Annotated in this window: 27 protein-coding genes; 4 read left to right on the forward strand and 23 right to left on the reverse strand. The window is 52.9% G+C overall.

The window, feature by feature from the left end; translation table 11 throughout:
* Positions 1–3: 3 nt before the first annotated feature.
* The 17 genes from NDK47_RS26675 to NDK47_RS26755 form a co-directional block, all read right to left on the reverse strand.
* A complete protein-coding gene (locus NDK47_RS26675) occupies positions 4–771 on the reverse strand; it encodes an ABC transporter ATP-binding protein (RefSeq protein WP_251872727.1) in 768 nt (255 codons plus the stop codon).
* Entirely contained in the window at positions 768–1793 is a 1026-nt protein-coding gene (locus NDK47_RS26680; RefSeq protein ID WP_251872728.1) for a branched-chain amino acid ABC transporter permease, read from the reverse strand. The genes NDK47_RS26675 and NDK47_RS26680 overlap by 4 nt, the downstream gene beginning before the upstream one ends.
* Before the next feature lie 2 nt (positions 1794–1795).
* Complete coding sequence (locus NDK47_RS26685; protein ID WP_251872729.1) at positions 1796–2674, reverse strand: branched-chain amino acid ABC transporter permease; 879 nt, start codon at positions 2672–2674, stop codon at positions 1796–1798.
* 125 nt (positions 2675–2799) lie between these two features.
* A complete protein-coding gene (gene paaX, locus NDK47_RS26690; RefSeq protein ID WP_251872730.1) occupies positions 2800–3627 on the reverse strand; it encodes a phenylacetic acid degradation operon negative regulatory protein PaaX in 828 nt (275 codons plus the stop codon).
* A gap of 144 nt (positions 3628–3771) precedes the next feature.
* Positions 3772–4212: a thioesterase family protein gene (locus tag NDK47_RS26695; RefSeq protein ID WP_251872731.1), complete on the reverse strand. Its 441-nt coding sequence runs from the start codon at positions 4210–4212 to the stop codon at positions 3772–3774.
* Between the two features lie 23 nt (positions 4213–4235).
* Complete coding sequence (locus tag NDK47_RS26700; protein WP_251872732.1) at positions 4236–5435, reverse strand: thiolase family protein; 1200 nt, start codon at positions 5433–5435, stop codon at positions 4236–4238.
* Positions 5436–5479: 44 nt separating this feature from the next.
* Positions 5480–6679, reverse strand: a complete 1200-nt coding sequence (locus tag NDK47_RS26705; protein ID WP_251872733.1) for a thiolase family protein — start codon at positions 6677–6679, stop codon at positions 5480–5482.
* On the reverse strand, positions 6676–7431 hold the full coding sequence (locus NDK47_RS26710) for a 3-hydroxyacyl-CoA dehydrogenase family protein (RefSeq protein ID WP_251872734.1): 756 nt from the start codon (positions 7429–7431) through the stop codon (positions 6676–6678). Before NDK47_RS26710 ends, NDK47_RS26705 begins: the two co-directional genes overlap by 4 nt.
* Positions 7415–8233: a 3-hydroxyacyl-CoA dehydrogenase family protein gene (locus tag NDK47_RS26715; protein WP_251876411.1), complete on the reverse strand. Its 819-nt coding sequence runs from the start codon at positions 8231–8233 to the stop codon at positions 7415–7417. Before NDK47_RS26715 ends, NDK47_RS26710 begins: the two co-directional genes overlap by 17 nt.
* A 65-nt stretch (positions 8234–8298) precedes the next feature.
* Positions 8299–9075: an enoyl-CoA hydratase-related protein gene (locus tag NDK47_RS26720; RefSeq protein ID WP_251872735.1), complete on the reverse strand. Its 777-nt coding sequence runs from the start codon at positions 9073–9075 to the stop codon at positions 8299–8301.
* A 9-nt stretch (positions 9076–9084) separates the two neighbouring features.
* Positions 9085–9858, reverse strand: a complete 774-nt coding sequence (locus tag NDK47_RS26725) for an enoyl-CoA hydratase-related protein (protein ID WP_251872736.1) — start codon at positions 9856–9858, stop codon at positions 9085–9087.
* Between the two features lie 34 nt (positions 9859–9892).
* Positions 9893–11221, reverse strand: a complete 1329-nt coding sequence (gene paaK, locus NDK47_RS26730; RefSeq protein ID WP_251872737.1) for a phenylacetate--CoA ligase PaaK — start codon at positions 11219–11221, stop codon at positions 9893–9895.
* A 50-nt stretch (positions 11222–11271) separates the two neighbouring features.
* Positions 11272–12057 (reverse strand): enoyl-CoA hydratase-related protein, encoded by a 786-nt coding sequence (locus tag NDK47_RS26735; protein ID WP_251872738.1) that lies wholly within the window; start codon positions 12055–12057, stop codon positions 11272–11274.
* Positions 12058–12078: 21 nt separating this feature from the next.
* On the reverse strand, positions 12079–12471 hold the full coding sequence (locus NDK47_RS26740) for a PaaI family thioesterase (protein WP_251872739.1): 393 nt from the start codon (positions 12469–12471) through the stop codon (positions 12079–12081).
* 171 nt (positions 12472–12642) lie between these two features.
* Positions 12643–13104: a hotdog fold thioesterase gene (locus NDK47_RS26745; RefSeq protein ID WP_251872740.1), complete on the reverse strand. Its 462-nt coding sequence runs from the start codon at positions 13102–13104 to the stop codon at positions 12643–12645.
* Positions 13101–13406, reverse strand: a complete 306-nt coding sequence (locus NDK47_RS26750; protein WP_251872741.1) for an EthD family reductase — start codon at positions 13404–13406, stop codon at positions 13101–13103. Before NDK47_RS26750 ends, NDK47_RS26745 begins: the two co-directional genes overlap by 4 nt.
* Positions 13407–13582: 176 nt before the next feature.
* The gene (locus NDK47_RS26755; RefSeq protein WP_251872742.1) at positions 13583–14533 is read right to left on the reverse strand and encodes an MBL fold metallo-hydrolase; all 951 of its coding nucleotides are present in this window, start codon (positions 14531–14533) and stop codon (positions 13583–13585) included.
* Positions 14534–14777: 244 nt separating this feature from the next.
* Here NDK47_RS26755 and NDK47_RS26760 point away from each other — a divergent pair, with 244 nt between their 5' ends.
* From NDK47_RS26760 to NDK47_RS26770, 3 genes are all read left to right on the forward strand, one after another.
* Positions 14778–16505, forward strand: a complete 1728-nt coding sequence (locus NDK47_RS26760; RefSeq protein WP_251872743.1) for a sigma-54 interaction domain-containing protein — start codon at positions 14778–14780, stop codon at positions 16503–16505.
* 219 nt (positions 16506–16724) lie between these two features.
* Entirely contained in the window at positions 16725–17486 is a 762-nt protein-coding gene (locus tag NDK47_RS26765; RefSeq protein ID WP_251872744.1) for a gamma-glutamyl-gamma-aminobutyrate hydrolase family protein, read from the forward strand.
* The gene (locus tag NDK47_RS26770; RefSeq protein ID WP_251872745.1) at positions 17486–18868 is read left to right on the forward strand and encodes an alanine/glycine:cation symporter family protein; all 1383 of its coding nucleotides are present in this window, start codon (positions 17486–17488) and stop codon (positions 18866–18868) included. Before NDK47_RS26765 ends, NDK47_RS26770 begins: the two co-directional genes overlap by 1 nt.
* Positions 18869–18924: 56 nt before the next feature.
* Here NDK47_RS26770 and NDK47_RS26775 read toward each other — a convergent pair whose 3' ends face one another.
* The 4 genes from NDK47_RS26775 to NDK47_RS26790 form a co-directional block, all read right to left on the reverse strand.
* Complete coding sequence (locus tag NDK47_RS26775) at positions 18925–19173, reverse strand: MarR family winged helix-turn-helix transcriptional regulator (RefSeq protein WP_251872746.1); 249 nt, start codon at positions 19171–19173, stop codon at positions 18925–18927.
* 110 nt (positions 19174–19283) lie between these two features.
* Positions 19284–20192: an EamA family transporter gene (locus NDK47_RS26780; RefSeq protein WP_251872747.1), complete on the reverse strand. Its 909-nt coding sequence runs from the start codon at positions 20190–20192 to the stop codon at positions 19284–19286.
* 229 nt (positions 20193–20421) lie between these two features.
* Positions 20422–23097, reverse strand: a complete 2676-nt coding sequence (locus NDK47_RS26785) for a YhgE/Pip domain-containing protein (protein ID WP_251872748.1) — start codon at positions 23095–23097, stop codon at positions 20422–20424.
* Positions 23098–23233: 136 nt separating this feature from the next.
* The gene (locus NDK47_RS26790; protein WP_251872749.1) at positions 23234–23983 is read right to left on the reverse strand and encodes an IclR family transcriptional regulator; all 750 of its coding nucleotides are present in this window, start codon (positions 23981–23983) and stop codon (positions 23234–23236) included.
* Between the two features lie 118 nt (positions 23984–24101).
* On the opposite strand from NDK47_RS26790, the gene NDK47_RS26795 reads away from it, so the two are divergent.
* Positions 24102–25007, forward strand: a complete 906-nt coding sequence (locus tag NDK47_RS26795) for a DMT family transporter (protein ID WP_251872750.1) — start codon at positions 24102–24104, stop codon at positions 25005–25007.
* A 73-nt stretch (positions 25008–25080) separates the two neighbouring features.
* On the opposite strand, the gene NDK47_RS26800 is transcribed toward NDK47_RS26795, so the two are convergent.
* Both NDK47_RS26800 and NDK47_RS26805 read right to left on the reverse strand, forming a co-directional pair.
* Positions 25081–25422, reverse strand: a complete 342-nt coding sequence (locus NDK47_RS26800; protein WP_251872751.1) for a zinc ribbon domain-containing protein YjdM — start codon at positions 25420–25422, stop codon at positions 25081–25083.
* A 144-nt stretch (positions 25423–25566) separates the two neighbouring features.
* Positions 25567–26505, reverse strand: coding sequence for an LCP family protein (locus NDK47_RS26805; RefSeq protein ID WP_251872752.1), 939 nt, complete (start codon positions 26503–26505; stop codon positions 25567–25569).
* Between the last annotated feature and the right edge of the window lie 141 nt (positions 26506–26646).

Raw genomic sequence — 26646 nt, forward strand, 5'->3', positions numbered from 1 at the left:
CTCTCACTCTTCGTCTCCACCCAGGTACGCCGCGATGACACGGGGATTTTCCTGGATTTCACGAGGTGTGCCCTCCGCGATTTTGGTTCCCTGATCCAGCACCACGATGCGGTCTGCAATGGTCATGATCATGTCCATGTCATGCTCCACCAGCAGAATCGCCGTTCCCTTTTTGCGGATGTCCTGAAACATCTGACTCATCTCTGCCGTCTCTGTGTGGTTCAAGCCAGCCGCAGGCTCGTCTAAAAGCAGCAGCCGCGGATCGGCCACCATCGCCCGGGCGATCTCCATCAGTCTCAGCTTTCCGTACGGCAGGCTGCCGGCCAACGAGGACAATTCCTCCGCCAGCCCCACACGCTCCAGCCAATCCTGTGCCCGCTCCACCATCTTCCGCTCTTCGTTGCGGGCGCTGCCCAGATTCATCCCGCAGGCAAACAGGCTGGACCGGGTCTTTGTATGCATCCCGACCATGACGTTTTCCAGCACAGTCATATCATCGAAGGTTTGCAGGTTTTGAAAGGTTCGCGTAATGCCCAATCCGGCGTATTCAAAGCCCTGAACCCGCGTCATCGGCCGGGTGTCGAAGCGGATCTCCCCACCGGATGGAGGAATTACTCCCGACACCATGTTGAGCACCGTGCTTTTGCCCGCTCCGTTTGGGCCGATCAGCGCAACGATCTCTCCCTGCTGCACCTGAAAATCTACCTGGTTGACGGCCCGGACGCCGCCAAAATCGCGTGAAAGGTCTTGTACCTCCAACAGAGCTGTCATGTCGCCGCCTTCCTTTCCACCACTTGCTCCGACTGTTGCTGCGCTTGCTTCGCCTTTGCCTTTTTCATCTGCATCTTTTCATAGGCTGAGCGTAAACGCGGTACGATTCCCTCCGGCATGAACATGATGATCAGCACCAGAATGGCGCCAAACACGATCGTATCGAAGTCGCCCTGCAGGCCGGGAATCACTTCACTCAGCATCGCCAGTCCTTCGCTGATAGAATTGATCAGCACTGTACCGACCAACGCTCCCCAGATGCTCGTCATCCCGCCGATGACCACCATCGTCAGGAACTTGATCGATTCATGCAAGCCAAACGGCTGCGGGTCGAGGATTCCCATGTAATGGGCGTACAAGCCGCCGGAGATGCCGGCAAACATGCCGCTGATCACAAAAGCGTTCAGCTTGAATTTGCGTACATCAATCCCCATCGAGGTCGCCGCGATCTCGCTTTTGTGGATCGCCCGAAACGCTCGGCCCACCCGTGAATGCAGCAGATTGAGCGAGAAGAGCAGCACACAGGTGACGACTCCCCAGATCAAGTAATACGTGGACAGCTCACTGTCTCCAAAGAAGGGAACCGAGGGGATGCTGATCAGGCCGTTCGCTCCACCAGTCACCGGCTCCCATTCGGTGATGCCAATCTGCACGATGTAACCAAAGGCCAGCGTCGCCATCGCCAGATAGTAGCCCTGCAAGCCCGCGATGGCCCGGCCCAGGATAAAGGCGAACAGCGCCGGCAAAAGCCCTGATGCGATCAGTCCGATGAAAGGGGAGAAGCCGTACTTCGTCGTCAGTACCGCAGAGGTATAGGCGCCAATTCCCCAGAATCCGGCCTGCCCCAGCGAGATTTGACCCGCCAGCCCCATCACCAGACAAAGCCCGACTGTCACAATCGCATGAAGACCAATGATAATGCCGACCGAACGGTAATACTCATCCGGCATGATAAAGGGAAAGATTACGACCAGCAGCAGATAGATGCCCAGGCTTTTTCCCCATTTGTTGATCATCTGCATGATTACAATCCTCCCTTGCCTACACTGCGTTCACCAAAGAGGCCAGACGGCTTGATCAGCAGCATGCCGATCAGCACGAGAAACGCGATGGCATCCTTCATACCGGAGCTGATGTAGCCAGCTCCCAGCGATTCCACGATGCCCAGCAGAAATGCCGCGACTGCGGCTCCCAGCGGATTTCCGAGTCCGCCCAGGATTGCGGCGGAGAAGCCCTTGATCCCAAGCAGTACGCCGATGTCGTACGAAGTCACACTCAACGGGGCAATCACGATACCGGCGATCGCTCCGGTAGCACCGCTGATCCCGAAGGCCAGCATGCTCATCTTGGCCGGGCTGATCCCCATCAGACGCGCGGCCATCGGATTGATCGAACAGGCGTTGATCTTTTTGCCCAAAATCGTTTTCTCCATCAAAAACCACAGCAAGAACAGAATGATGAGAACGGATAGCAGAATCCAGATGCTTTGCTGGGCCACATTGACGCCGGCGATGGAGATGGGCTGGTTGCTGGTAATCGGAGCGAGCGCAAACGCATCCTTGCCCCAGATGAAGCTGGCGATCCCGCGAATCAGTGTGGAGACACCAATTGTCAAAATAATCAAACTAATTGGATTGCTATTTCGCACATACGCAATGACGTATTTCTGCATCAGAACCCCGACCAGCGTCACCGCAATCACGGCCAACAGTACGGCTGCCCCATAAGGGAGATTCATGCCAATCAACGCGACTGTGATCATGCCGCCGAGCATTAAAAACTCGCCCTGCGCCAGGTTAATCACCTTGCTGACGCTGTAGATCGTGATGAAGCCGACTGCAACGATCGCGTAGATTCCGCCGCTGACGAGGCCGTTTGCAACATACTGAAGCAATTCTGTCATATCTGTGTTGTACCCCCTTTTTCGCGCCTTATATTCCCATATAAAACGCTTACATTTCAATTAATGGTAAATAAATGACGGGAGTGGCCCTAGCAAGACTAGGGCTTTTCCCTGCCTGGCCTCCACTATTTTTGCGGCGCTGCCTCGTACACAGTCTCGAAGAACCGGACTGCTCCCGGATTCAACATCGTGTAATAATCTTTGAACAACTGATCGGCTTCCTTGCCGAGCCAGACCTGCGGCAACAGCTCCTGCGGCAGATCGGGGTCGATGAACAGGAATTTGCGGTATTCGTGAACCAGTTTGGTTTTTTCCACAAAGCAGTGGCTGTCGGCAACTTCCTTGTTTTGACGGATGCTTTCTGCCAGCTCCTCATACTGTGGACGATAGGCATCGATAAATGCCTTGTATTTCTCATTGATATCCGCAATATCCCAGCATTTCTGCACCAATTGCTTGGGGTCGCTCCAGCCCAGATGCTCGGCCGTAAAAATCTCCACATGCTCTGTAATTTCATAGGACTCTGTCAATTCCTTGACGCGGCTTGCGAGATTGTTGGGGCTGATCCACGTGCTGGTCGTCAGCATGCCGAAGCCCATCCAGCCGAGGTCTTTTCGCAGTTGGTCGCGCAGTGCCCGGCGCTCCTCGGGAATATTGTAGCTGGCGATGCACCACTTCCCGTCCCAGATATCGGTCTCCACCTTGTAGATACGTGCGGCGGCCTCGTCCATGCGTTTCTTGCCGCGACCTGACAGAGAATAGTAGCTCCGGTTTCCTACCTTGCGCGAGTCCAACCAGCCTTGCCGAAGCATCCGGGAGATCGCTGCTCGAACGGCTGGCTCCGACAACCCGAACTCTCCCATCAATTTGGTCAAACTGCCGATCCAGATTTCACTGCCGTAATGGCGAACATATTCACCGTAAATTGTAAAAAGCATGGATTGTGGCTTCACGTTTTTCTACCTCCAGATCGATTCATCCCATTGCTGTGAAATTGTACCATATTCTCTGCAAGCACGTGAATCGACCTGGTGAATATGTCGGAAAATCGATATTACGTTTTAATAACGTTATTATATTAAAACGTTTCGCAAGAGTCAATTTTTTCTGTCACTTCTGACCGATTTTTTTTCTTCGTCAACGACTGTCTGCAGGTCCTGGAACCTCTGCCTCATTTCCTGCTTGTTGAAAATGGCTTGTGTAAATGTGCCCAGCCCTACGGTGTGGCGGGTGGTTTGCGCCGTTACCTCGCAAACCACCCGTTTTTCCGTCACCTCTGTACAAACAGCCCGAAACGTGACTTCCTGTCCGGCCACAGCAGGTCCGACATGCTTGATATTGATGGCAAAACCGGAGCCTTCCTCATGCTCCTCCAAATAGGGCAAGATGACGTAACGCCCGACCTTTTCCATATAGTAGATCATGCTGACGGTCGACATGACCCGATGAACCACTTCGCCGTCAAAAGCGGGGAACATCTCATCCGTTACCGTCACCGTAAACTCTGCCGCCGAACCCGGCACAAGTCCGCTTTTCAAAGGCTACGCCTCCTTTGGCACGATTACACCCGTTCGATAATGGTGGCGATGCCTTGACCGACGCCGATGCACATGGCAGCCATGCCAAAGCGGGCCTCGCGCCGCTCCATTTCATACAGCAATGTCGTCAGGATGCGCGCACCGCTGCAACCCAGCGGATGGCCCAGTGCAATCGCGCCCCCGTTCACATTGACCAGCTCAGGATTGACGCCCAGCTCACGCACACTGGCGACTGCCTGCGCGGCAAATGCCTCGTTGAACTCAAACAGGTCGATCTGATCAATGGAAAGGCCCGCCTGCTTCAATGCCTTGCGGGCAGCCGGAACAGGCCCGATCCCCATGACGGAGGGATCTACACCGGCCACGGCTGAAGCGACAATGCGCGCACGCGGCTTCAGACCGGCCGCTTCTGCTGTTCCTTGCTCCATGACGAGCAGCGCGCAGGCCCCGTCGTTCAATCCGCTGGAATTGCCTGCGGTCACCGAGCCGCCCTCTTTAAAGGCAGGCTTCAGCTTCTGCAGCTGCTCCATCGTCGTGTCGGGGCGGGGATGTTCGTCACGCTCAAACAGAGTGACCTCCCCTTTGCGCCCGCGAATTTCCACGGGAACGATCTCTTGCTCCCATTTTCCTTCTGCCAGCGCACGTGCGTAGTTTTGCTGGCTTTTCAGTGCAAACGCGTCCTGGTCTTCACGGCTGATCTGATGCTGCTCCGCCACGTTCTCGGCTGTTTCGCCCAAGCTGATCGGCGGATACATTTCCTCCATCTTTTTGTTTACCAGCCGCCAGCCCAGCGTCGTGTCCACCAACTGCTGGTTGCCGCGCTGAAAAGCCGTACCCGGCTTCATCATCACCAGCGGCGAACGCGTCATGCTCTCCGTACCGCCGGCGATATAGACCTTTCCGGCTCCCGCCTTGATCGCGTTGGCAGATTGGTTGACCGCCTCCAGGCCGGAGCCGCACAGACGGTTCACCGTGACACCCGGAACATCGACCGGCACTCCGGCCAGCAGCAGAGACATTCTGGCTACATTGCGATTATCCTCACCCGCCTGATTGGCGCAGCCAAAAATGACATCGTCGATACTGCGGGGATCAATCGCGCTGCGCTCCAACAGCTTGCGGATCACCAGCGCCCCCAGATCGTCGGGACGCACATCCTTCAGCGCTCCTCCAAAACGGCCGATTGGCGTGCGCAAAGCGTCTACAATAACAGGTGTATTCATCTCCGACTCCTCCATCGCGTACAGACTTCTTTCTCCCCGAACCTCTACAAAGCTTCTACCAGTGTGGCCAAGCCCTGTCCGCCGCCGATGCACAAAGAGACGACGCCATAGCGCTGCTTGCGGCGGCGCAGTTCGTACAAAATCGTTCCGAGCAGACGTGCGCCCGAGCAGCCAAGCGGATGACCCAGAGCGATCGCTCCTCCGTTTACATTGGTCTTCTCCGGCGGTAGCCCTAGCTCGCGCATACAGGCAAGCGCCTGCGAGGCAAAGGCTTCGTTTAATTCAAACAGGTCGATTTGCTCAACGGTCATGTTTGCCTCAGAAAGCAGCTTGCGGATGGCAGTGACCGGTCCAATGCCCATGATGCGCGGGTCCACGCCGGCTGATACAAAATGGACGATCCGTCCAAGCGGCATAAGGCCCGTCTCTTTCAGCTTCTGTTCATTCATGAGCAGGACAGCGGCCGCGCCATCATTGATCCCCGACGAGTTGCCTGCTGTCACGCTGCCCGCTTTGCGAAAAGCCGGACGCAGCTTGGCCAGCGATTCGAGACTGGCGTCGCGGCGCGGAAATTCATCGGTGTCAAACAGGATTTCTTCTCCCTTTTTTCCGCGCAGGGTTACGGGGACGATCTCATCCCGGAACAGACCGGCATCGATCGCAGCGACGGCCCGCCTTTGGCTTTCCAGGGCAAACCGATCCTGATCCTCACGGCTGATGCCGAATTGCTCGGCCACATTTTCCGCGGTATCGCCCATGGTCAAATCGCCGTACAGCGTAACAGGCGCAGAGCGCGGGCCGCCAAAGGATTCGATCAGCATCTGCCCGCCGCGCTGGTACGGCTGCTCAAATTTTTCCATGATATACGGAGAACGGGTGAGGTTTTCCACCCCGCCAGCCAGCATGACACTGCTGTGACCGGCCTGGATCGACTGAGCCGCCAGATTGATCGCTTCCAAACCAGAGGCACACACCCGGTTCACCGTCAGACCCGGTACGGATTCCGGCAACCCGGCCTTCAGCAGCCCTACCCGAGCGATATTAATGAAGGGACCGGCTGAAATCACGTTGCCCATGATGACCCCGTCCACGGCTTCCCCGCTTTGGCCCGCCTGCTGCAAGGCTCCGTTCAAAACGATAGCGGTCAAATCGTCTATCGGCGTGTTTTTCAAGCTGCCGCCCAGCTTGCCGATGGGCGTGCGAACCGCCGCAGTGACGTAGGCATCCGATCTCATCTGACTCATCCTTCGCTCCCCTCCTTATCCGCATAGCTGTAAAAGCCTTGTCCGGCGCGAACGCCAATGCGTTTTGCCAGCACCAGCTTGCGCAGAAGCGGCGCCGGACGGTAGCGTTCCTCGGCCAGATCGCGCTGCAATCCGCGAATGATCGCATAGATTTCGTCCAAGCCGATCCGATCCGCCCATTCCAGCGGACCATAGGGATAATTGGTTCCTTTTTTCATCGCGATATCGATATCTCTGGGGGTCGCCGCCTTTTCCATCAGAGTAAAGGCCGCTTCGTTGATAATCAGTGACAGGATTCGCGGGAAAACGAGACCCACCTCGTCGTCCACGATCTCTGTCTCCTTGCCGAGGGATTGAAAGAAAGAGATGGCCACCTGCATGGCTGCCGCCTCCGTTTGCAGTGCCGGAGCGATTTCAAACAGCTCCCGCTCAGCCAGAGGCACCAGCGTACCGAATCCGCAGACACGCTCGGGATGCTCTGTCCAGGAGGCCGCCTCTGTCGCCGTAATTGCCAGCGATGTAGTGATGATGGGCACATGCGCGGGAAGCAGTCGATCCAGCTCGCGAATGCATTCCTCTTTTGCCTGCAGATTGACATTGTTCACTTCGACGGCGAGAATGATCTCCTGCAGCCTGGCTGCCGATTCATCAGGCGAGAGCACCTGATAGCCGCTGTCCGTGATCAACTGATGCAGCTCGGCGTAGAGCGGACTGTCGCCAGCAAGTAAAATGGCTTTAGTTGTTGTAGTCATAGAAACCTTCCCCCGTCTTTCTGCCCAGGCTTCCGGCCTGAACCATCCGTTGCTGAATCCGGCTGGGCTTAAATCGTCCTTCGTGGAAGAAATCGGCGTACACCGATTGGGTGGTGGCAAAATTGATGTCAATGCCGATCATGTCCTGCAGCTCAAACGGCCCCATTTTGAATCCGCCGGCCCGCTTCATGATCCGGTCAATCTTTTTCACATCGGCTACATGGTCGCCAAGGATGCGCAATGCTTCATTATAATAAGGGCGGGCGATCCGGTTGACGATAAAGCCGGGTGAGTCCGTCACCAGGACGGGCACCTTGCCCAGCTCTTCCGCAAAGCGGTACGCACGCTGCACATTTTCTTCGCTGGATTTCGTTCCGCGAATCACCTCGACCAGCGGCATTACCGGGGCCGGGTTGAAAAAATGAAACCCGAGAATGCGCTCGGGATGGGGCAATCCTCCCGCTATTTCCGTGATCGAGATCGAGGAGGTATTGCTCAGCAGCAGGGCGTCGCTCCGACATATCCGGGAGAGCCCGCTGAAAATATTCTTTTTCAGATCGAGCCGCTCCGGCACTGCTTCGATCACGATATCGCAAACAGCCAAATGCTCCATAGCCGAGACCAAATCCACCAGTTCAAGCGTATCCGCCTTTTGCTGCTCGTTGATCTTGCCTTTGTCCACGTCCTTGGACAGGGTTGCCTGCAAATAGGCGAATGCCTTGTCCAGTACAGCCTGATTGGTATCCAAGAGCTTGACCATATGTCCTTTGCGGGCACAGACAAGGGCGATCCCCGCCCCCATCGTACCTGCGCCGATTACACCAACCGTTTCTGTATGCTTACCCACTTGCCGAGCCTCCCTTTTGCCTAGCGTCCCTGGAATCGGGGCGCACGTTTTTCCAGGAAGGCGGCAACCCCTTCCCGGTGGTCCTCCGTGCTTCCAGCCGCTTCCTGCGCGTACGTTTCGTATTCCAGCGTCTCTTCCAGATCCATCTCCAGTCCCTTGTACATCGTGCGTTTGATCAGGCCAATCGCACGGGTCGGCAATACCGCCAGCTTGCGGGCATATGCCAGCGCCTCCTCCTGGAACGAGTCAGCCGGGTAGACCTGATTGACCAGACCGAGCTTCAGTGCTTCCTCTGCGGACAGCTTTTCGCCCGTCATCGCCAGCTCCAGCGCCTTGCCGATCCCCACGATACGCGGGAGGAAGTAGCAGCCGCCCGAATCAGGAACCAGCCCGATGTTGACAAAGGCGTTGACGAACGACGCTTTTTCCGATGCCAGCCGGATATCACAAGCTAGCGCCAGACTCATGCCTGCTCCTGCAGCCACACCGTTGACTGCCGCGATGATCGGCTTTTCCGTTTTTCGGAACTGAAGAATCATCGGATTGTAACGGTTTCGCAAAAAGCCGCCGAAGTCCACGCCGCCGCCCTGCACATCGCCCAAATCCTGGCCGGCGTTAAAAGCGCGTCCGGCTCCTGTCAGCAAAATGCAGCGGACATCGGCATCCTTTTGCGCCTGCTTGAGCGCAGCGGTGATTTCTTTATTCATCTGTTCGGTGAAGGCATTAAATTTTTCCGGGCGATTCAGCGTGATGACCGCGACGCCTTCCGTCACTTCATAGAGAATCGTTTCGTACATGGCTGCCTCCTAGTTTCCCGTAAACCGGGGTTTGCGCTTTTCCAGGAAGGCCTGCATGCCTTCCTTGCGATCTTCGCTGGCCAGCAGCAGGTAGAAGCCGCTTCGTTCGTAGTCCATGCCTTCCTGAAGCGGCAGATCTTCCGCTTTGTGCACGGACTTCTTGATCACCTGAACGGCCAGAGGCGGCTGTTTGGCTACTTTTTTGGCCAGCTTGAGCGCTTCCTGCAGGTACGCTTCTACAGGCACTACCCGATTGACGAGCCCGTACTGCCAAGCTTCTCTGGCTGAAATCGGATCGCCTGTCAGCAGCATCTCCATTGCCTTGCGCAGTCCAACCGCACGAGTCAGACGCTGCGTCCCGCCAGCGCCGGGCATCACGCCCAGCTTGATTTCCGGCTGGCCGATCTGCGCTGTTTCCGAGGCGATGACAATGTCGCAGTTCATCATCAGCTCACAGCCTCCGCCGAGGACAAAGCCGCTGACGGCCCCGATGATCGGCTTGGAGATCAGGGACATGCGATCCCAGACAGCGAACTGATTTCTTTTCATGATTTCAATAGCCGACGCTTCCGCCATTTCATTGATATCGGCACCGGCGGCAAATGCCTGTTCATTTCCGGTGATGAGGATGACGCGGATGGCGGGGTCACGATCCATGCGCTCAAGCTCCGCTACCAGCTCATCTACTAACTGTAAATTCAAGGCATTGAGAATCTTCGGTCGATTAAGTGTAATCAACCCGACTGTTTCGTCTATGGAAACTGTGATGAATTCATACGACACGGACTATTCACACCTTTCTCCTGGCAACAGCCGTTTAGATCGCGGCTTGCGGCTTGTTGCGGTTGTCGACGATGCGAATCGCTTTGCCTTCGCTTCGAAGCAGGGAGTTTGGCGGCAGTACGCGCAGTACGACCGTCACACCCAGCGTGCATTTGATCGTATGGCCGATCTCTTTCACCAACGGAGCAATCGCTGCATTTTCATTGCCCGCGATCTGGCTTGCGTAATCCGGAGTCAGCTCACAGTGCACCTCAAAGCGGTCCAGGGCACCATCCCGCTCAATGACGACCTGATAGTGCGGGGCCAATTGATCGAAGGTAAGCAGAACCGACTCGATTTCCGTCGGGAATACATTGACGCCGCGAATGATGAGCATATCGTCCACCCGTCCCTTGATGCGAGACATGCGCATGGTCGTGCGGCCGCACTTACAGGGCTCCGGATTGAGTGAAGCGATATCGCCTGTGCGGTAGCGGATCACCGGGAAAGCTTCTTTCGTCAATGACGTGAAGACCAGTTCGCCTTCTTGTCCGTACGGGAGAACTTCCCCTGTTTGCGGATCGATGATTTCGGCATAAAAATGATCGTCTGCGATGTGCAAACCGTCCTGCGCTTCGTGGCATTCGATCGAGACGCCAGGACCCATCACTTCACTCAGTCCGTAGATATCCACGGCCTTGATGCCGAGCGATTCTTCGAGCTGCACGCGCATTTCCTCGGACCACGGCTCCGCACCGAAAATGCCGTATTTCAGACTGGTTTCACGCGGGTCAAGACCCATCTTCTTCATTTCCTCCACGATATTCAACACGTAGGACGGTGTCGCCGCCAGTCCGCGCGGCTGGAAATCCTGGATGAGCGTGATTTGGCGGGAGGTGTTGCCGCCGGATACAGGCACCGCGACAGCCCCCAAATGCTCAATGCCGTTGTGCAGACCAAGGCCGCCGGTAAACAGTCCGTAGCCGTAGGCATTGTGGAAAATGTCTCCCGGCTCGCCGCCAGCGCAGCAGATGGCACGGGCTACGATCTCCGCCCAGTTTTCCAGGTCCTTTTTGGTGTATCCTACCACCGTCGGTTTTCCTTTGGTTCCCGAGGAACCGTGAATTCGAGCAACTTCTTTCATATCAACAGCGAACAGATTAAACGGATAGTTTTCACGCAAATGCGTTTTTTTCATAAACGGTAGCTTCTGAATGTCTTCCAGGGATTGAATGTCTTCGGGCTTCACGCCAGCGGCCTTAAACGCTTCCTGATGAAACGGTACTCGCTCATAGGCTCGTTTAACGGTTTCCTTCAAGCGTTCCAGTTGGATTTCGCCCATTTTATTTCTTGGCAGCGTTTCCATTTCTACATTAAAGATCATGCCGTTTCCCCTCATTCCGTTTCGTTTATCGTCTGCTCCTCTAGATGCTGTTATTCGCCCGTAAACACCGGTCTCCGCTTTTCGCGGAACGCTTCTAATGCTTCCAGACGGTCTTTGGTCGGTATAATCACTTCGTAACACATCGTTTCCAGATCGAGTCCGGTTTGCAGATCCACACTCGATCCGCGGTCAATCGCGGCTTTGGCCTGATATACGGCAAGCGGCGCATTGGCGAGAATCTCCTGGGCCAGGCCCATTGCCAGTTGTTCCAGTTGTTCGGCATCCTCTGCCACCCCGCTCACAAACCCAAGCCGGTACGCTTCCTCGGCCGTAATGCGGCGAGCCGTCAAGATCAGCTCTTTGGCCTTGGACGGGCCTACCAGCCGGGACAAGCGCTGCGTACCTCCCGCACCGGGGATGATGCCCAGGCTGACCTCGGTCAGACCCATCCTGGCATCTGTCAGCGCGTAGCGGAAGTCACAAGCGAGTGCCAGCTCGAATCCGCCGCCAAAGGCAAAGCCGTTAATCATGGCAATCGTCGGCTGGGAGAGACGCTCCAGCGCTGTAAAGACATCTCTGATCTTGCGTACATTGCGGCGGACCTGCTGCTCTGTCAGGGTGCGGCGCTCCTTCAAGTCGGCTCCTGCACAGAAGGCGCGGCCCTCTGCCCGGATGATCACGACCCGGACTTCTTTGGAATCCAGCCGCACCTGATCGATCAGCTCCCCCAGACGCTCAAGGGTATCGTAATTCAAAGCATTGAGTTCATCCGGACGGTTCAAGGTGATGATGCCCAAATGCCCGTCCCGTTCAAATCGTACGGTTTCCTGGCTCATGTTTGTCCTCCTCGGGCGGGATTAGGATGGTTTGCCAAAGACTCGCGCGTAGGTGCCAGTAGCAAAGGCGACCAGCTTCCCGTCACAGGTCACGCGAGCTTCCATCACGATCAGGCTTCGTCCGCTTTTCAGCACGCGAGATTCCGCCTCCAGCCGTTCACCGCGCGCCGGACTCAGGTATTGAATCTTGCTCTCCACCGTAACGCACTGCTGTACGCCATCGATATGGGGAGCGGCGCCGTGGCCCATGGCCACATCTGCCAACGTGGCGGTGACTCCGCCATGCACAACCCCTTCGATACTGTTGAACAGCTCGGGGCGGATTTTCAACGCTACTCTGCATCCCTGCTCATCCCGGTGCACGACCTCGATGCCCAGATAGTGATTGAATCGGTTTCGGATTTCCTCTGTCATCAAAGCGTCCCCTTTTTCTTTGATCTGCGTTGAAACGGTGAAAGGAGCCCTATGCGTGACATCTGGCATCCTTTCCGCGTGTCTTGCGTTCAGTTTTGTTTTCATTAATGTGTTCGCTTATCGTACGGTTATCTTTTCTTTGCTTTACTCCTGTGTCTCGTTCCGTTTGACTCAAGCCTCTTCGTCTATTGGCACGAAGTACTCATTTTTGCGGTAGGCCAAAGCATCCAGCGTCGCGACCAGACCGTGCTCGGTTTCTACCCGAATCCGATACCAGGCAGTGCGGTTGTTTTTCTTTTCTTCCGTCGCTGTCGCTACCAGGCGATTCCCTTTCATCGCAGCCGCCAGAAAACCAATGTTCATCGAGAGAGCCACCGAGGTTTTGCCATACGAGTTGCAGGCGGCGGCAAACACGAAGTCGGCCAGTGAGAAAATCAAGGCTCCATGAGCGGTGCCATGCGCATTCAGCATATGCTCCTGCACGGACACTTCCGCCGTTGCCGTTCCCTCGCCCAGCTCCAGCAGCTTGATGCCGAGAAACTGGGCGAACTGATCCTGCACCAGCTTGGCGCTGATTTCCTCGTAATGCTTATGGTGGATCTCACGCTCGTCTACGATCCGTTTTCCACTCATTTTTCAACCACTTCGACGAAATGCATGGACACCACTTGCCCGGCAAAACCGCGCAGGTCTTTTCCTGCCGCACGCCCTTCGGCGGATGACAACGCTTCCATCAAAGCCTCTTTAGATGCAAAGTACATTTCTGCGATCAGATGCAGATCGCTGTCACCAGCAGGAGTACCGTATACCTTGCCTACTTCCATTTTGATCAGGCCTGGCATTTTTTCAGCCAGCGGACCATGCACTTCGAAGTAATGTTTGTCAAAGGCTTCGACATCCTCGGGGACGCGGTAAATAGCCACCAATTTCACCATTCATTATCCCTGCTTTCCCTATCGTATTTTCCAGGTATGTGACGATTAATTAATATAACGTTATTTTAACGCATGTTATGGTTTTTATTATATAAAGTTTTCAGAATTGACGCAAGTCTTTTTCAACGACCAAAAAACCCCTGCCTGACGGTAGAGGTTTTTCTCCATGCTCAGTCTTATTGCTTTTTCTGCAAATAATCGACCAGTCCCATGGCGCATATTTCCAGATCAGAACGCAGTATGCCGAACTCCGGGTGATCGGCGGCAATGCCTTGATCCTTGAGATAGGATGCGACCATCGCCAGCAGCTGTCTGCTGACCTCGCTGCTCTCCAGGTCCCCGCTCGCAGCCACAGCTTCCGCGATTTGTACAAACCGGGGAATCCACATCGTAAGCTGGCGGTATACCTCTTCTACCTCTGTGCTCATGCCAAAATGGCCGAAAAAGATACGTTCTACCTGCATCTCCTGGACCATCGCCAGTGAGTGAAGCATCGCTTCCGGGTCAAACTGGTTGGGCGAGGTCGACGGCAGATACAGCGAAACTCCGTCCGCCTTTAACTGGGAATACTGAACCCCCAGCGTATCACCGGTAAACATGCCATTGCTGACGGGATCGTAAATACTGCAATGGTGATAGGCATGTCCCGGCGAATCAAAGAATCGCAGCACACGAGAGGGGCCGATCTGCAGCGTCTCCTCATGCCCTTTGATCAAAACCCGCTGCTCTGGCACAGGAATGATCGGCTCAAAAAACTGATCAAATTTGTCCCCGTATACCGCCCGCGCTCCCATGATCAGCCGGGACGGGTCCACCAGATGGCGGGCGCCCTTTGGATGAACCACAACTTTTGCCTGCGGGCAGTGTTCTTGCAAAAGCAGCCCGGCCCCTCCGGCATGATCCAAATGGATATGCGTTACAATCACGTATTTGACATCGGCCGGATCAAGCCCAAGAGCGGACAAGCCGGCCAGGATATGCGGGACGGAGGGACTGGCGCTTGTCTCAATCAGCGTCAGCTCCTCCTCCTGCATCACATAGGTACCTGTCCTGTTCTCCAAACCCAAATCAAATCCGTCGATCAACTGGATCCCATGCCCCAGATCAATCGGCTGCCGTTTTTCCATGTCACATTCCCCCTGACCTTTGACAGTGCACGGCCTTCCTATTCACAGAAAGAGGCACTCTTTTGTCCGTATTGCTTCACTTTTGCCATTGTACACCTATTCAGTCAATTTTGTCTGTAAAGGGAGGGGCGCAGTATAAAATGTTATAATAACCGTAATGATCATGACGTACAGGTTTATCACAGTAAAAAAGCTTTGCTGCATAAATCGCGGAAGCATGAGATTAGTATAAGGGGGAAACTTCATGACGCGATTGCACAATATTGGCGAGGCTGTTCGTCACCTGCTGGCAGCGATGAAACCACTTGTCCATTTTGATCTTTCGGTGGTCGATGACAGCCGGATGCGGATAGCCGGTACGGGACGATATGAGCAATATGTCGGCTTGAAACTGCCAGAAGAATCAGCATTTTACCATGTGATCCGGAACAACTCTCCCCTGATCATATTCAATCCGCTGGAACATCAGGTCTGCCAAACTTGTACAGTGCGTAACATCTGTCTGAAAGAAGTCAGTATCATCTACCCTATCCAGATCGATAATGAAGCGATCGGCGCCATCTCCATTGCGGAGTTTTCCGAAGAGGCCAAAGACAAGCTGATTCATATGGAGACCGAGCTGCTTGCTTTCATGAAAAATCTCTCTGATTTTATCGCTGCCAAGGTGAAGGAAGCGGAGAAGCAAAAAAGAATGGATGCCATCTTGAATACAGTAAAAGAAGGGATTGTGCTGACAGACGCGGCGGGAACCATCCTGATGAGCAATCAGCACATGGAACAAGCCGGAGCGCGAGCAGGCAAGCCGTTGAGTACCCTTCTCCCTGCTTATGTGGCAGAGAAGCTGCTAAAAGCAGACAAGCCCATAGAAGATTGGCCCTATGAACACGAGGATGGGGGTTTCTGGGAAACCTACTGGATTACAGTGAAGAATGTTCAGCCTGATAACTCGCATTCCGACCTGCTGTTTTTATTCCGGGAGCAAGAAGCGCGGGACAGAAATACCCGCGATTCTGACCGTACAGATATACACACTGTTCATCTGGAGCAAATCAAAGGAAAAAGCGCCGTTTTCGAAGAAGCGAAACGAATTGCTGCCAGCGCATCGCGTGCCAGCTCCAACGTGCTTATTCAGGGCGAAAGCGGAACAGGCAAGGAGCTGTTTGCCCGCGCCATTCATCAGATGAGCGATCGCAGCTCCGGGCCGTTCATCGCAGTGAATTGTGCAGCTATTCCGGAAAATTTGTTGGAGAGCGAGCTGTTTGGCTTTGAAGAAGGGGCATTTACGGGAGCCAGAAAGGGCGGCAAGCCGGGCAAATTTGAAATGGCTCAGAACGGAACGCTGTTTTTGGATGAAATCGGGGATCTCTCCCTGCACCTGCAGCCAAAGCTGTTGCGGGTGATCGAGTACAACAAGGTGGAGCGCGTCGGAAGCGTCAAGCCGATTGACTTGAATGTACGGTTGATTGCGGCCACGAATCAAAATCTGGAACGCATGATCGCGGAAGGAAGATTCCGTGAAGATTTATACTATCGACTCAACGTCATCCAGCTCCCGCTTCCTCCGTTGCGCAAGCGCCGGGAAGATGTAATGCCGCTTTCCCGGTTCTTTTTGCAAAAGTTCAATCGAATCTTTGGGAAGAAAATTGAAACCTTTACCGAGCAAGCAGAGCAAATGCTGCTCTTGTACCAATGGCCCGGCAATGTCCGCGAATTGGAAAATGCGATCGAATATGCCGTTCATGTAGAACAGACTGATTCGATCGAAGCTGCAAGTCTTCCCGCCAAGCTCCGCGCTGCTGCCTCCCCGCAAACCGGGCAGGGCGCCGACTGCAATCTGAAACAGCTGGAGAGAGCAACGATCCAACGGCTGTTGCACCAGTACGGTGATCATCTGGAAGGCAAGGCGATGGTGGCAAAACAGATGGGGATCAGCTTGTCCACATTATACCGGCGCCTTCGTGAAATGAAATAGCCTCCCTCAATTTCTCAAACGGATAACCCATTTGTCAAAATGACAAGCGGAGCGTCCGTTTTTTCAGTGGAGAAGAAACAGCATTTCTGATTTTCCTTGTCAAAATGACAAATCAAATTGACAAGGCTTGTCCAAGGAGCCTCTTTCTTATGCGTTTTTATCGTTGGCACGAGGATTGCTTTATAAAGAGTGACCCGACATCTGAAGGAGGAACAAACAATGAAACCCTTGATAGGAATCAGTGCCAACTATTCTCATGAAGACAACGTAGGGATCACGAGCAATCTCGGTTTGCCCGGCCAGGACTGGCAGCTTCTCGCTGACGATTATATCAAGTCGATTGAACGAAGCGGCGGCGTTCCTGTAATTCTGCCAGTGACGGAAAATCCTGAAAGTCTGTATCCGCTCTTGTCAAAGCTGGACGGCATCCTGTTTACAGGAGGCACCGACATCGATCCTGCTTACTATGGCGAGTGGCCGCGCGCCGGATTGGGCCCGATTGATCCGAAGCGCGACCGGCACGAAATCGCCCTCGCGAAAAAAGTGTTGCAGGACACGAATCTTCCTGTTTTGGGAATCTGCCGGGGCAGCCAGCTCCTCAACGTAGTTTCTGGCGGAACGCTGTACCAGGATTTGCAGACTGAACGCCCGGAAGGAATCGCTCATGCTCTCAGGTATTCGCCCAAATACCATCCGGTCCATCCCGCTTCTATTCAACCTGGTTCTCGGCTCGAAGCAATTTTCCAGGCTCAGGAAATCGGTGTAAACAGCTACAATCACCAGGCAATCAAGCAAGTTGGAAGCGATTTCAGCGTGACGATGACCGCTCCTGACGGCTTGGTGGAAGGAATCGAAATGGCGGGGGAGCGCTTCGTGGTAGCTGTCCAGTGGCATCCAGAGATGATGGTTGACAAACATGAGGAATATCTCAAGCTGTTTCTGGCATTTGTGGCTGCGTGCGTCAGAAAGGAGGGGGCTTGATGCAAACATTTACGGAATGGATCGCGTGGCTCGGCGGATTGATCTGGGGGCCTTGGCTCGTCGTATTTTTCGTTGGGGTCGGCGTGTACTACACCATCGGTACCGGCTTTCTCCAGATTCGCAAATTCCCTTTTATTTGGAAACAGACGTTTGGACGGGCCCATCTCAAAGAGTCCGAAATACCGGGAGAAGGTACCCTTACCCCGAGGCAGGCTGTTTCGACAGCGCTGGCCTCTACCATTGGTGTCGGGAATATTGTTGGCACCACAACGGCTTTGGCGATGGGGGGACCCGGCGCGATATTCTGGATGTGGGCCTCTGCACTTTTCGGGATGTGCACCAAGTATGCTGAAATTGTGCTCAGCATCGCTTTTCGCGAAAAGAAAGAAGACGGTACCTTCACGGGCGGTCCGGCGTGGTATATGAAAAGAGGATTGAAATCTCCTATTCTCGCTACGATTTTTTCGCTCTGCGTCGCTCTCGGTTGTCTGGGCGGAAACATGGTACAGGCCAACAGCATCTCCGAATCGATCAAGGATATTGCGGGTATCTCCCCTGTCGCGATCGGAATTGTTCTGCTGCTGCTCGTTGCCGTCGTTTCACTCGGCGGGATCAAGATGCTCGGCAAAATTACCGAAGTCCTGGTGCCGTTCATGGCTATTCTGTACCTGATCGGCGGTCTCATCGTCATCATCGTCAATTTCGGCCATGTGCCTGAAGCGTTTCGAAGCATTTTTTCCAGCGCTTTTTCCTCTACTTCCGCAGGTGGGGGCATCGCCGGTTTTGCTGTGATGGAAGCGATACGGTACGGGGTTGCCCGCGGATTATACTCCAACGAGGCCGGGCAAGGAACGGCACCGATCGCCCACGCTACTGCCAAAACCGATCATCCCGCCAGACAAGGCCTATGGGGTGTGATGGAAGTATTCGTCAGCACGTTTGGCGTATGCACGATTACGGCTCTGGCCGTACTTACCACGGGCGTCATGTCTTCGGACAGTTCACCCGCTGTCTTAGCCAGCCTCGCCTTTGGCTCTGTCTTCCCTGCCCTGAAATACATTGTGACAGTCAGTCTGGTCTTATTCGCCTTTTCAACAATTATTGCGCTTTCATTTTATGGTGAGACTTTGTTCAAATACGTTGCCGGAGAAAAGTGGGGCCCTCTCTATCGGTACAGCTTCCTGCCTTTTACCTTCATCGGGGCGGTCGGCGGTTTGCAGATGGTTTGGGGGATTATCGATATTTTGATCGGGATTGGGGTCATTCCCAATTTGATTGCGTTGGTGCTTCTCAGTCCTGTCGTGTTTAAGCTGACGAAGCAGTTTTTTGCGGAAGAGGGACAACCGGTTTTGGTTAGGGCCTCTTCTCCTCCACATGACTAAACCCGAAAAGGGCGTACTAGAAAAGCTGTGTCTGGGAGCAGGCACAGCTTTCTTTGTCACGATCCCTCTTTTTGCTCTTCCAAATTCTTCAGCAGCTTTTCATGGGTCGCCTGAAACTGCTGCACTTCTTCCTCACTCAGCACCTGAAACAGCTCGATTCGCAGCTCCTGCCCTTTTTGCTGGGCTTCTTTCAGGATTTCCAAGCCCTTGTCCGTAATCGCGAGGAAAACATTTCGCCGATCCTGTTCATCGTACTTCCGCTCAGCAAACCCCATTTTGATCAGCCGGTTGGCAATATTGGTCATCGCACCGGGCGTATAGCAGTAATGGTTTCATCGTCTGCACTTGCCAGAAAAACCGTTATACGTCCAATATCGCTTTCGAGATCGTTGGCAGGACACTAGAATATCGCCCGTTACAAGGGGTTTTTTTCCACATCTACAGACATCATTTTATTGTTTGAATGCATGATATTTCCGACTACAATCCCGCCCAATATGAGCACGACTCCCATCCATTGCGACAAGCTCACAAACTCAGCTAATACGAGTGAAGACATGGAAACGGCTACGGGAAGCTCGGAAGATGTTAATATGGTGCCAAGTCCCGGCCCGATATGCGGCATTCCAATTGAAAATAATAATGGCGGCAAAACTACTCCAAAAAAACCGAGAAGCAATCCATACGGTGCAACACCCATTACGACGGGTAAATCGAATAAAAACATGGGCGGGAATACCAAAAAGACAACGATCAAACCGCCCGTGGAAAGAAGAGCACTTTTCAATATGGGCGGGGTATCTTTCCCAACTGAACTGCTGAGAAAAATGAACGTTGTAAACGTAAAGGCCGAAAGCAGTGCCCAAACTGTTCCTTCCCATGAAAGAACCATTCCCTCTGCTGACACAATGTTAGCGGCCAAAGCGGAGCCGATGAGAAGAGTGGCGATGGAAATCACCTTCCCTTTTGTTGGCTTTTTCTTATACAGTATCCACTCAAAAAGTGTGCCAATCCAAACAAATTGAAATAGAAAAATGATTGCTAGCGAAGCATTAAGTGTTTGCAGTGCTTGATAATAAAACACACCTGTCAGGCCAAACGGAATTCCGGATGCCAGTAATTTGAACGTTTGATTTAACGTTATTTTTTTCTTTTTCATAAACAGAACGAGTACCCAGGTAAGCAATGCTCCGAAAAAATATTGGCCGCCTGTTACCTCTGTCACCGAATAACCCGCCGCGTAAGCAAGTTTCACAAATGTCGATAATGCTCCGTAGCAGCACCCGCCCAAAAAAACAATTACCGCATAATGCCAAGTTTTCATGATTTTCACCCTTTCAACAAAAAAAGCCACACCATTTGTCAACTGACAAACAGTGTGGCGAAACTAGAGCAATCTCCAGAAAAGTCCACGTCCCAACAAGGTTTTATTATCCAATTTCATTACAGTGTAAATTTGTTTATGCAGGTTGTCAATGATTGTTCGTTGCACCTTGAATTTTCCCACCAGCTGCTGCCGTTCTGCCATGCTGGGGCAGTCGGTCAGCATCACGTTACGCGATGATTTTTGTTTTCTTCGCATTCTCCGTTGATTTTTTGATGAGGCTGCTGAGCGGACGCTTCAATACGAGAGCCACGAACAGGCTCAGGGCAATAAACCCGAGCAGGCACAGGATATCTCGCGTTGCCGTTTCCCAATAAATGCCGCCAACCCCTTCTCGCAGCAGACTGATCGCATACGTGAAAGGCATGAACGGATTTAACATCTGGAAAAAGGGCGCTGTCATGCTGATCGGGAACGTTCCGCCCGAGCTGGAGAACTGAAACACCATGAAGATGATCGCAATGCCTTTTCCGATGTTGCCGAAAACAGAAAGCAGGGTATACGTAATCGTTACGAACACCAGACTGACCAGCATCGCGAAGAACACAAACGGCAATTTGTCTGCCACATAGGCCCCGAGGATGTAGATGTCTCCCAGCGTGATGAACAACGCCTGAAACAGCCCGATGGTTGCAAAGGTTGCCAGTCGGCCGAGGTACAACTGATAAGACCGATAACGCCCGTCCGGGTTGTCGGCATCCGGTTTCAATAATGAGATCAAGAGCGTCGCTCCCACCCACAGGGACAGCACGCCATAAAACGGTGACATGGCGGAACCGTAATTCGGGATCGGGAATTTCCGTATCTCTTTGATCTCGACGGGACTGGCCAAAAACTCGCTCTCTTTCTTGATATCTCCGCGGAGCAGCTTGGCGAGGTCGGCAAAGTGGTTCGTTGCTTCCACCTCTCTCAGCCTGTCTGCTGCCTGGCGAATCGCATGTTCGAGCTGAGGCAAATCGTCACGCACCAGCTCTGCTACTCTGTGCACGCCCGCCTCCACCTCCGGCAGCTTGACGCGGACGAAATCAGCCAGCTTGGTAATCTCCTCCTCCACACGGGGCAGATCATTTTGGATGAAACGCGCCGCCTCGTCCAGCTTTTCCCCAATCACCGGGAGATTTTCCTGAATAATCGGGGCCGCGACCGAAAACGCCCGCTCGAGAGCGTCTGTACGCTCCTGAAGTGTTTGTGCCAGCTCATGGACCTTCGCCCGCAGACGGGGCATCTCCTCCTGGATTCTCGTCAGCTCGGCCTGTCCGAACTCCAGCCCCTTCCGCACGTCAGACAGAATGCCCGCGATCACAGGAAGCCTGTCTTTCGCCGCCTGCAATGCGTCAGCCGTCGTTCCAGTCAGCTGTTTCAGCCTATCGATTGCTTCCTGGATGGCAGGCACGATGTCGCTGTCGTATCTTGCGAGAATGTCACCGAGAGCACTGTTGGTCGCTTTGGACAGTTCGTGCAAGCTTTTTACAAGATCCTTGGCGGGGGTTTTCCCGCTTTCCAGCGAAGCAGCTATCCGGTCCAACAGCTCGACCTGCCGGTTGAGATTGTCTTCTATGGTATGCAGCCGTTTCAGCTTCTCAGCTAACGGGTTCCCCGGCAGATAGCCGTTGATGCGATCGAGCAGAGATGTCAGATGTCCCACTGCTCCTGCGGCTTTGGACAGTCTGTCTTGCACTGCCCTTGCCTCTTCGGCAGTCGGCAGTAGAGCGGGGTTTATCTGGAGCAGCCTCTCCGTGAGCCTTTCGGAAGCAGCGGCGGCCTGCTGGGCCAGCGTCAGGCTATGCTTCACCACGGGAGCAATCGTCTCGAACGCTCCGTCATGGTACACCAGAAACTGGTTAAATTCATTGGCAAAATCGGCCCCGCTCGCGGCCAGTTTCTCCAGGCGAGGTATCGCTTTTTCCGCAGCGTCCACGATCTCAAGAGCTTGCCCCGCTTTTTCCGCAGCAAGATCCACTGTTTTTTCGACCTGATCAAAGTTTTGATCGAGCGTCTGAACTACTGCCACGGCGCGTTGAATCTCAGGGAGCCTGTCCTGGATGGCCAGTACACGCGAGACGGCATCACTGATTGTCGGCCAATTTCCCTGGAGGCGAAGCACGTTTTGCGCAGCCCGATTGATCTCGGGGATCTTTTTCTCGACTTCAATGATGATCTGCGCTTTTTGATGAATGTCCGGGAGCTTCTGCTCCAGCTCCAATACCTTCTGTCCGGCAGCCTGGATCTCGGGAAGCCTTTTTTCCAGCTCGAAAATGCCATTTTCGATTTTGCGGATCGTCGGCAGCTGCTCCTCGATCTGAATCCCGACCTCTTTCAGCTTCGTCAGCAGGGCTTCACTTACCGCTTCCGTAAAATTCTCATTGATCTGCTTGGCGATCGTCGAGACGCCGGATGAAGTGATTTTGGGGGCAACTGCATTCACTTTTTCGTTTACACTGTAGATCACTTCCGGGCGGTCCAGACGACCGTTGACAATCCCTGTGATTCTGTCCGAGAAATCCGACGGGATCAAGATACTGGCGTAATAGGTTCCCCGATCCACACCCCGATCAGCTTCTTCCCTGTCGACAAATGTCCATCCCAGCTTCTTGTTGCTCTCCAGATTGTGGAGCAGCTCTGTCCCGATATTGATCTGTTTACCGGCAATCGTCGTGCCTTGGTCTTCACTCGTAACAGCCACCTTGACTCCTGCCGTGTTGGCGTACGGGTCCCAGACCGATTTGATATTGACCCAATCATAAAGGCAGGGCAGCAGGATGATCGCGACGATCAGAAAAATTCCCGTCGGCACCTTGAATATATTCAGCCAGTCTGTCTTGTAAATCTGCCATATGGAGCGCATGTTAGTACCACCTGTTTTGTACGATTTCGAAAGGATGAGCATGATTGCAGCTTGATCGTGACTATGCTCGATACTTCCCTGACAGTTTATCATATTGACGGTTGATCAGGAAGAAAGTGGGATCGCCTGGGGGGAATTACCTTCCCAATTTCTGCGTGATCTGCATGCTCTTTTCTTGAAGAATCGAAATAATCTCCGCTTGCGTCAGCCTTTGAAGAATCCGCGATTTCAGCCCGGAAACAGACAAAGCGCCGATCTGCTCTCCCAAAGAAACGGGGACGGCATGACAGAGCAAGCCTTCACTTTGCTCTTCATCATCAATGGCAAAGCCGTTTTCCCTCGCGTTGGCGATCTCCTGCTTCATCTGTACGGGGTCTGTAATGGTGTTGGCTGTAAAAGCCTCCAGTCCTCGGCCGATGACGTGATCGACGTATTCGGACTTTGCATGAGCCAGAAGTATCTTGCCGGACGCCGTCGCGTGCAAAGGACCTCGCCAGCCTACATGCGACAGCATGCGAAAGGGATTGGGAGAGTCCTTCTTGGCAATGTAGCCAACATGATAGCCATCGACGATGGAAAAATGACCGGTTTCCCCTGTAAGCTCGGCAAGCTCAATCAAAAAAGGGGCAACGATCTGCTGGAGATTGGGAATCGATAGGGCGGCATTGCCCAGCTCGAGCAATCGCAAAGTCAGCCGATATTTTTTGTCCTCTCCCTGTATGACTAGCTGGTGGGCCATCAATGTTTTCAAGAGACGATACGTGGTCGCTCTGGGAACCCCGATCCGTTTGCTGATTTCACTGGCACGCAGTCCCTCGCCATTGTGAAATTGTTCCAAAAGCTTTATCGCATGCACGACACTGTTTACGGTTTCCTGTGTGTTCATCGCTTACATTCTCCATTGACAATTTTTTTCATCCTCTTTATCATAGTTGCAATATATCATTACTGATACGATAGTGTCCATTATTGATACATAATTTTTGCAAGAAAGGGATAACGAGATGAAACGCGGCATTTTCCTTTTAGTCTTGGCAACCATTCTTTGGGGCGGCAACTATATTTGCGGACGGTTTTTGTCTCAGGAATTGCCTCCCACCCTGCTTAACACGATTCGTTGGGGCTTGTCCACCGTCTTGCTGTGGGGACTGCTGGCGATCAACAAAAAAAGCTTCCCCCTCCTCTCAAAGGCGAAGGAATTCTTCATTCTCGGTTTTTTTGGCGTGTTTGCCTTTTCCACGCTAAATTACGTCGGGCTCCGGTATTTGCACGCATCTGTCGCCGGGATGATTTCAGCCGGAATCCCGATTTTTATCCTGCTGCTCAGTCCGTTGTTTCTGAAAGAAAAAATCAGTGTGAAAGCATGGATCGGGACCGTGATCTCCATCGCCGGGGTCATTCTGCTGATTCAAGGCAAGCAGGCAGACGCTTCCGAAGGATCTCTGCTCGGTGAAATCGCCATTCTTTTGTCCTGTTTGGCATGGGGGTTGTACACCGTTTTGGGCAAACGATATGCCAAGGATACGGATCCGTTGACGCTGACAGCGGGCGCTGCCTTTTACGGAACGATTCTCAGCGGCATCAGCTGTATCGGAACCGTGGATGCGAGCATGATCCATTTGAGTACAACAGGTCTGCTCTGCATTCTGTACGTCAGTACGTGTGCTTCGGTCGGCGCCTATTTGGCATGGAATGCGGGGGTGAAAATCGTGGGAGCGGGAAAAGCGGCGCCCTATATCAACCTCCTGCCGGTTTGGACCGTAGTGTTTGGCGTGCCGCTTTTTGATGAACAGTTATCTTTCGTGACCTCGATCGGGGGCGTCATCACGATCACCGGTGCTGTCTTGGCCAGCTATAAGGGTGAGGAAAAGAAAAAAATGGAGCAGCTGCATTCGGCAGGAGGAAGATAGCGGGTTCATCGACAATCTGACATGCTTATATGAGCGTTGCCTCACACAAATGTGGGGGCTATGTATCGCTCCTCTATACCTTCTTCACGAACTCCGATTTTAATTTCATAGCGCCAAAACCATCAATTTTACAATCGATATCATGATCTCCATCAACCAAACGGATATTTTTCACCTTCGTCCCGATTTTGACGACCAACGAGCTTCCTTTCACTTTCAAGTCCTTGATGACCGTTACGGTGTCGCCATCCTGCAGGACGTTCCCATTTGCGTCTTTCACGATTTTGGCATCACCGCTGCTCTCGCCTCCAGCTTGCAGCGTCCACTCATGAGCACAGATGGGGCAAACCAGAAAACTTCCTTCTTCGTATGTGTATTCGGAATTACATTTTGGACAATTTGGCAAATGATTCAAAATGATGATACCTCCATTCTTTAACGTACATATTACCATAATCGATTCATAAAAGGGCCTTACCGTAAAGTACAACCTTAAAGACGATTGCAAAAAACCCTTCTTAGAGAACTTCTGAGAAGGGTTTTTGAAATGGCGGATGTTTTACTCAAGCAGTTGCTCTACGTATTTTTTTAGCTGCTCACCGTCTACCTGGATGACGGATGCTCCTTTAATGGTATTCTCTTTTAGTAAATCCATCGGGGGCAGCTGTGCGGAAACGATTGATTCTTTCGGTATTTTATAACCGAGCACAGCCAGTTTCAGCATTTTATCGACTTCCATATTGGTATGGATGTGGGGAGCCATCTGCTCCAGGATGTTGGGAAGCGCGATCAATGTGGATGTGGTTTGCATTTTTTCAGCCACAGCCATCAGGAACTTTCGTTGTCTTTCCGTCCGGCTGTAATCCGACAGGGCATCTTTGCGGAACCTGACATATTGCAGCGCCTTATTTCCGTCCAGATGCTGCATCCCTTCTTTCAGGTTGATCTGATATTCCGGTTTATCTGTCGGGTCGTAGTACTTCATATTTTTTTCAACGTAAAGATCTACGCCCCCGATCATGTCCACCAGGTCAATAAAACTATCCAAATTAATAAAAACGTAGTAATGGACTGGTAAGCCGACAAGATCGCTCGCTGTTTTCATCGCTAGGCTTGGACCGCCAAAGGCGAGTGCTGCATTGATTTTATTTTTCCCGTGGTCAGGAATATCCACATAGGTATCGCGTAAGATCGAAAAAAGATGCAGTTGCTTTTTTACCGGCTCAATGGACAGAAGCAGGATCGTATCAGAACGTCCAGGATCTTTTTCGTCTCTGCCATCTCCGCCCAGGATCAAGATATTTACTCTTTCTTTCCCTTCCCATTCAGGAACCTGATAAACAGCTTCCTCCTGTTCCTCTGATGGTTTGTCGACGTTTGTATAATCCGTTGCCGGTTTGCTGATATTCATGGCAAACTGCATCACAGAATAACCGTAGTAACCAACTACAAGCACGATTGCAGCCAGTAGCGTTAGCGAAATCCATCTTATTTTCATCGCCATTCTCTTTTACCACCCTTTTCCATTCAACTTGTAGATATGATAGAGCAGTTTTTTGTCGTATCATGACATAACATTGGCATTTTTGTCACAAATCCACAATTACATTTCCGTTACAAATCCCTATTTTTCTTTTTC

This window comes from Brevibacillus ruminantium (genome assembly GCF_023746555.1).
GTDB lineage: Bacteria > Bacillota > Bacilli > Brevibacillales > Brevibacillaceae > Brevibacillus > Brevibacillus ruminantium.

Coding starts and splice junctions, on each gene's coding strand:
- NDK47_RS26770 (WP_251872745.1), top strand. CDS start 17,486: ATGCAAACATTTACGGAATGGATCGCGTGGCTCGGCGGATTGATCTGG.
- NDK47_RS26795 (WP_251872750.1), top strand. CDS start 24,102: ATGAAACGCGGCATTTTCCTTTTAGTCTTGGCAACCATTCTTTGGGGC.
- NDK47_RS26700 (WP_251872732.1), bottom strand. CDS start 5,435: ATGAATACACCTGTTATTGTAGACGCTTTGCGCACGCCAATCGGCCGT.
- NDK47_RS26755 (WP_251872742.1), bottom strand. CDS start 14,533: ATGGAAAAACGGCAGCCGATTGATCTGGGGCATGGGATCCAGTTGATC.
- NDK47_RS26710 (WP_251872734.1), bottom strand. CDS start 7,431: ATGACTACAACAACTAAAGCCATTTTACTTGCTGGCGACAGTCCGCTC.
- NDK47_RS26735 (WP_251872738.1), bottom strand. CDS start 12,057: ATGAGCCAGGAAACCGTACGATTTGAACGGGACGGGCATTTGGGCATC.
- NDK47_RS26780 (WP_251872747.1), bottom strand. CDS start 20,192: ATGAAAACTTGGCATTATGCGGTAATTGTTTTTTTGGGCGGGTGCTGC.
- paaK (WP_251872737.1), bottom strand. CDS start 11,221: ATGATCTTTAATGTAGAAATGGAAACGCTGCCAAGAAATAAAATGGGC.
- NDK47_RS26715 (WP_251876411.1), bottom strand. CDS start 8,233: ATGGGGGCGGGGATCGCCCTTGTCTGTGCCCGCAAAGGACATATGGTC.
- NDK47_RS26705 (WP_251872733.1), bottom strand. CDS start 6,679: ATGAGTCAGATGAGATCGGATGCCTACGTCACTGCGGCGGTTCGCACG.
- NDK47_RS26745 (WP_251872740.1), bottom strand. CDS start 13,104: ATGAGTGGAAAACGGATCGTAGACGAGCGTGAGATCCACCATAAGCAT.
- NDK47_RS26680 (WP_251872728.1), bottom strand. CDS start 1,793: ATGCAGATGATCAACAAATGGGGAAAAAGCCTGGGCATCTATCTGCTG.
- NDK47_RS26775 (WP_251872746.1), bottom strand. CDS start 19,173: ATGACCAATATTGCCAACCGGCTGATCAAAATGGGGTTTGCTGAGCGG.
- NDK47_RS26675 (WP_251872727.1), bottom strand. CDS start 771: ATGACAGCTCTGTTGGAGGTACAAGACCTTTCACGCGATTTTGGCGGC.
- NDK47_RS26760 (WP_251872743.1), top strand. CDS start 14,778: ATGACGCGATTGCACAATATTGGCGAGGCTGTTCGTCACCTGCTGGCA.
- NDK47_RS26805 (WP_251872752.1), bottom strand. CDS start 26,505: ATGAAAATAAGATGGATTTCGCTAACGCTACTGGCTGCAATCGTGCTT.
- NDK47_RS26720 (WP_251872735.1), bottom strand. CDS start 9,075: ATGTACGAAACGATTCTCTATGAAGTGACGGAAGGCGTCGCGGTCATC.
- NDK47_RS26740 (WP_251872739.1), bottom strand. CDS start 12,471: ATGACAGAGGAAATCCGAAACCGATTCAATCACTATCTGGGCATCGAG.
- NDK47_RS26790 (WP_251872749.1), bottom strand. CDS start 23,983: ATGAACACACAGGAAACCGTAAACAGTGTCGTGCATGCGATAAAGCTT.
- NDK47_RS26685 (WP_251872729.1), bottom strand. CDS start 2,674: ATGACAGAATTGCTTCAGTATGTTGCAAACGGCCTCGTCAGCGGCGGA.
- NDK47_RS26750 (WP_251872741.1), bottom strand. CDS start 13,406: ATGGTGAAATTGGTGGCTATTTACCGCGTCCCCGAGGATGTCGAAGCC.
- NDK47_RS26765 (WP_251872744.1), top strand. CDS start 16,725: ATGAAACCCTTGATAGGAATCAGTGCCAACTATTCTCATGAAGACAAC.
- NDK47_RS26785 (WP_251872748.1), bottom strand. CDS start 23,097: ATGCGCTCCATATGGCAGATTTACAAGACAGACTGGCTGAATATATTC.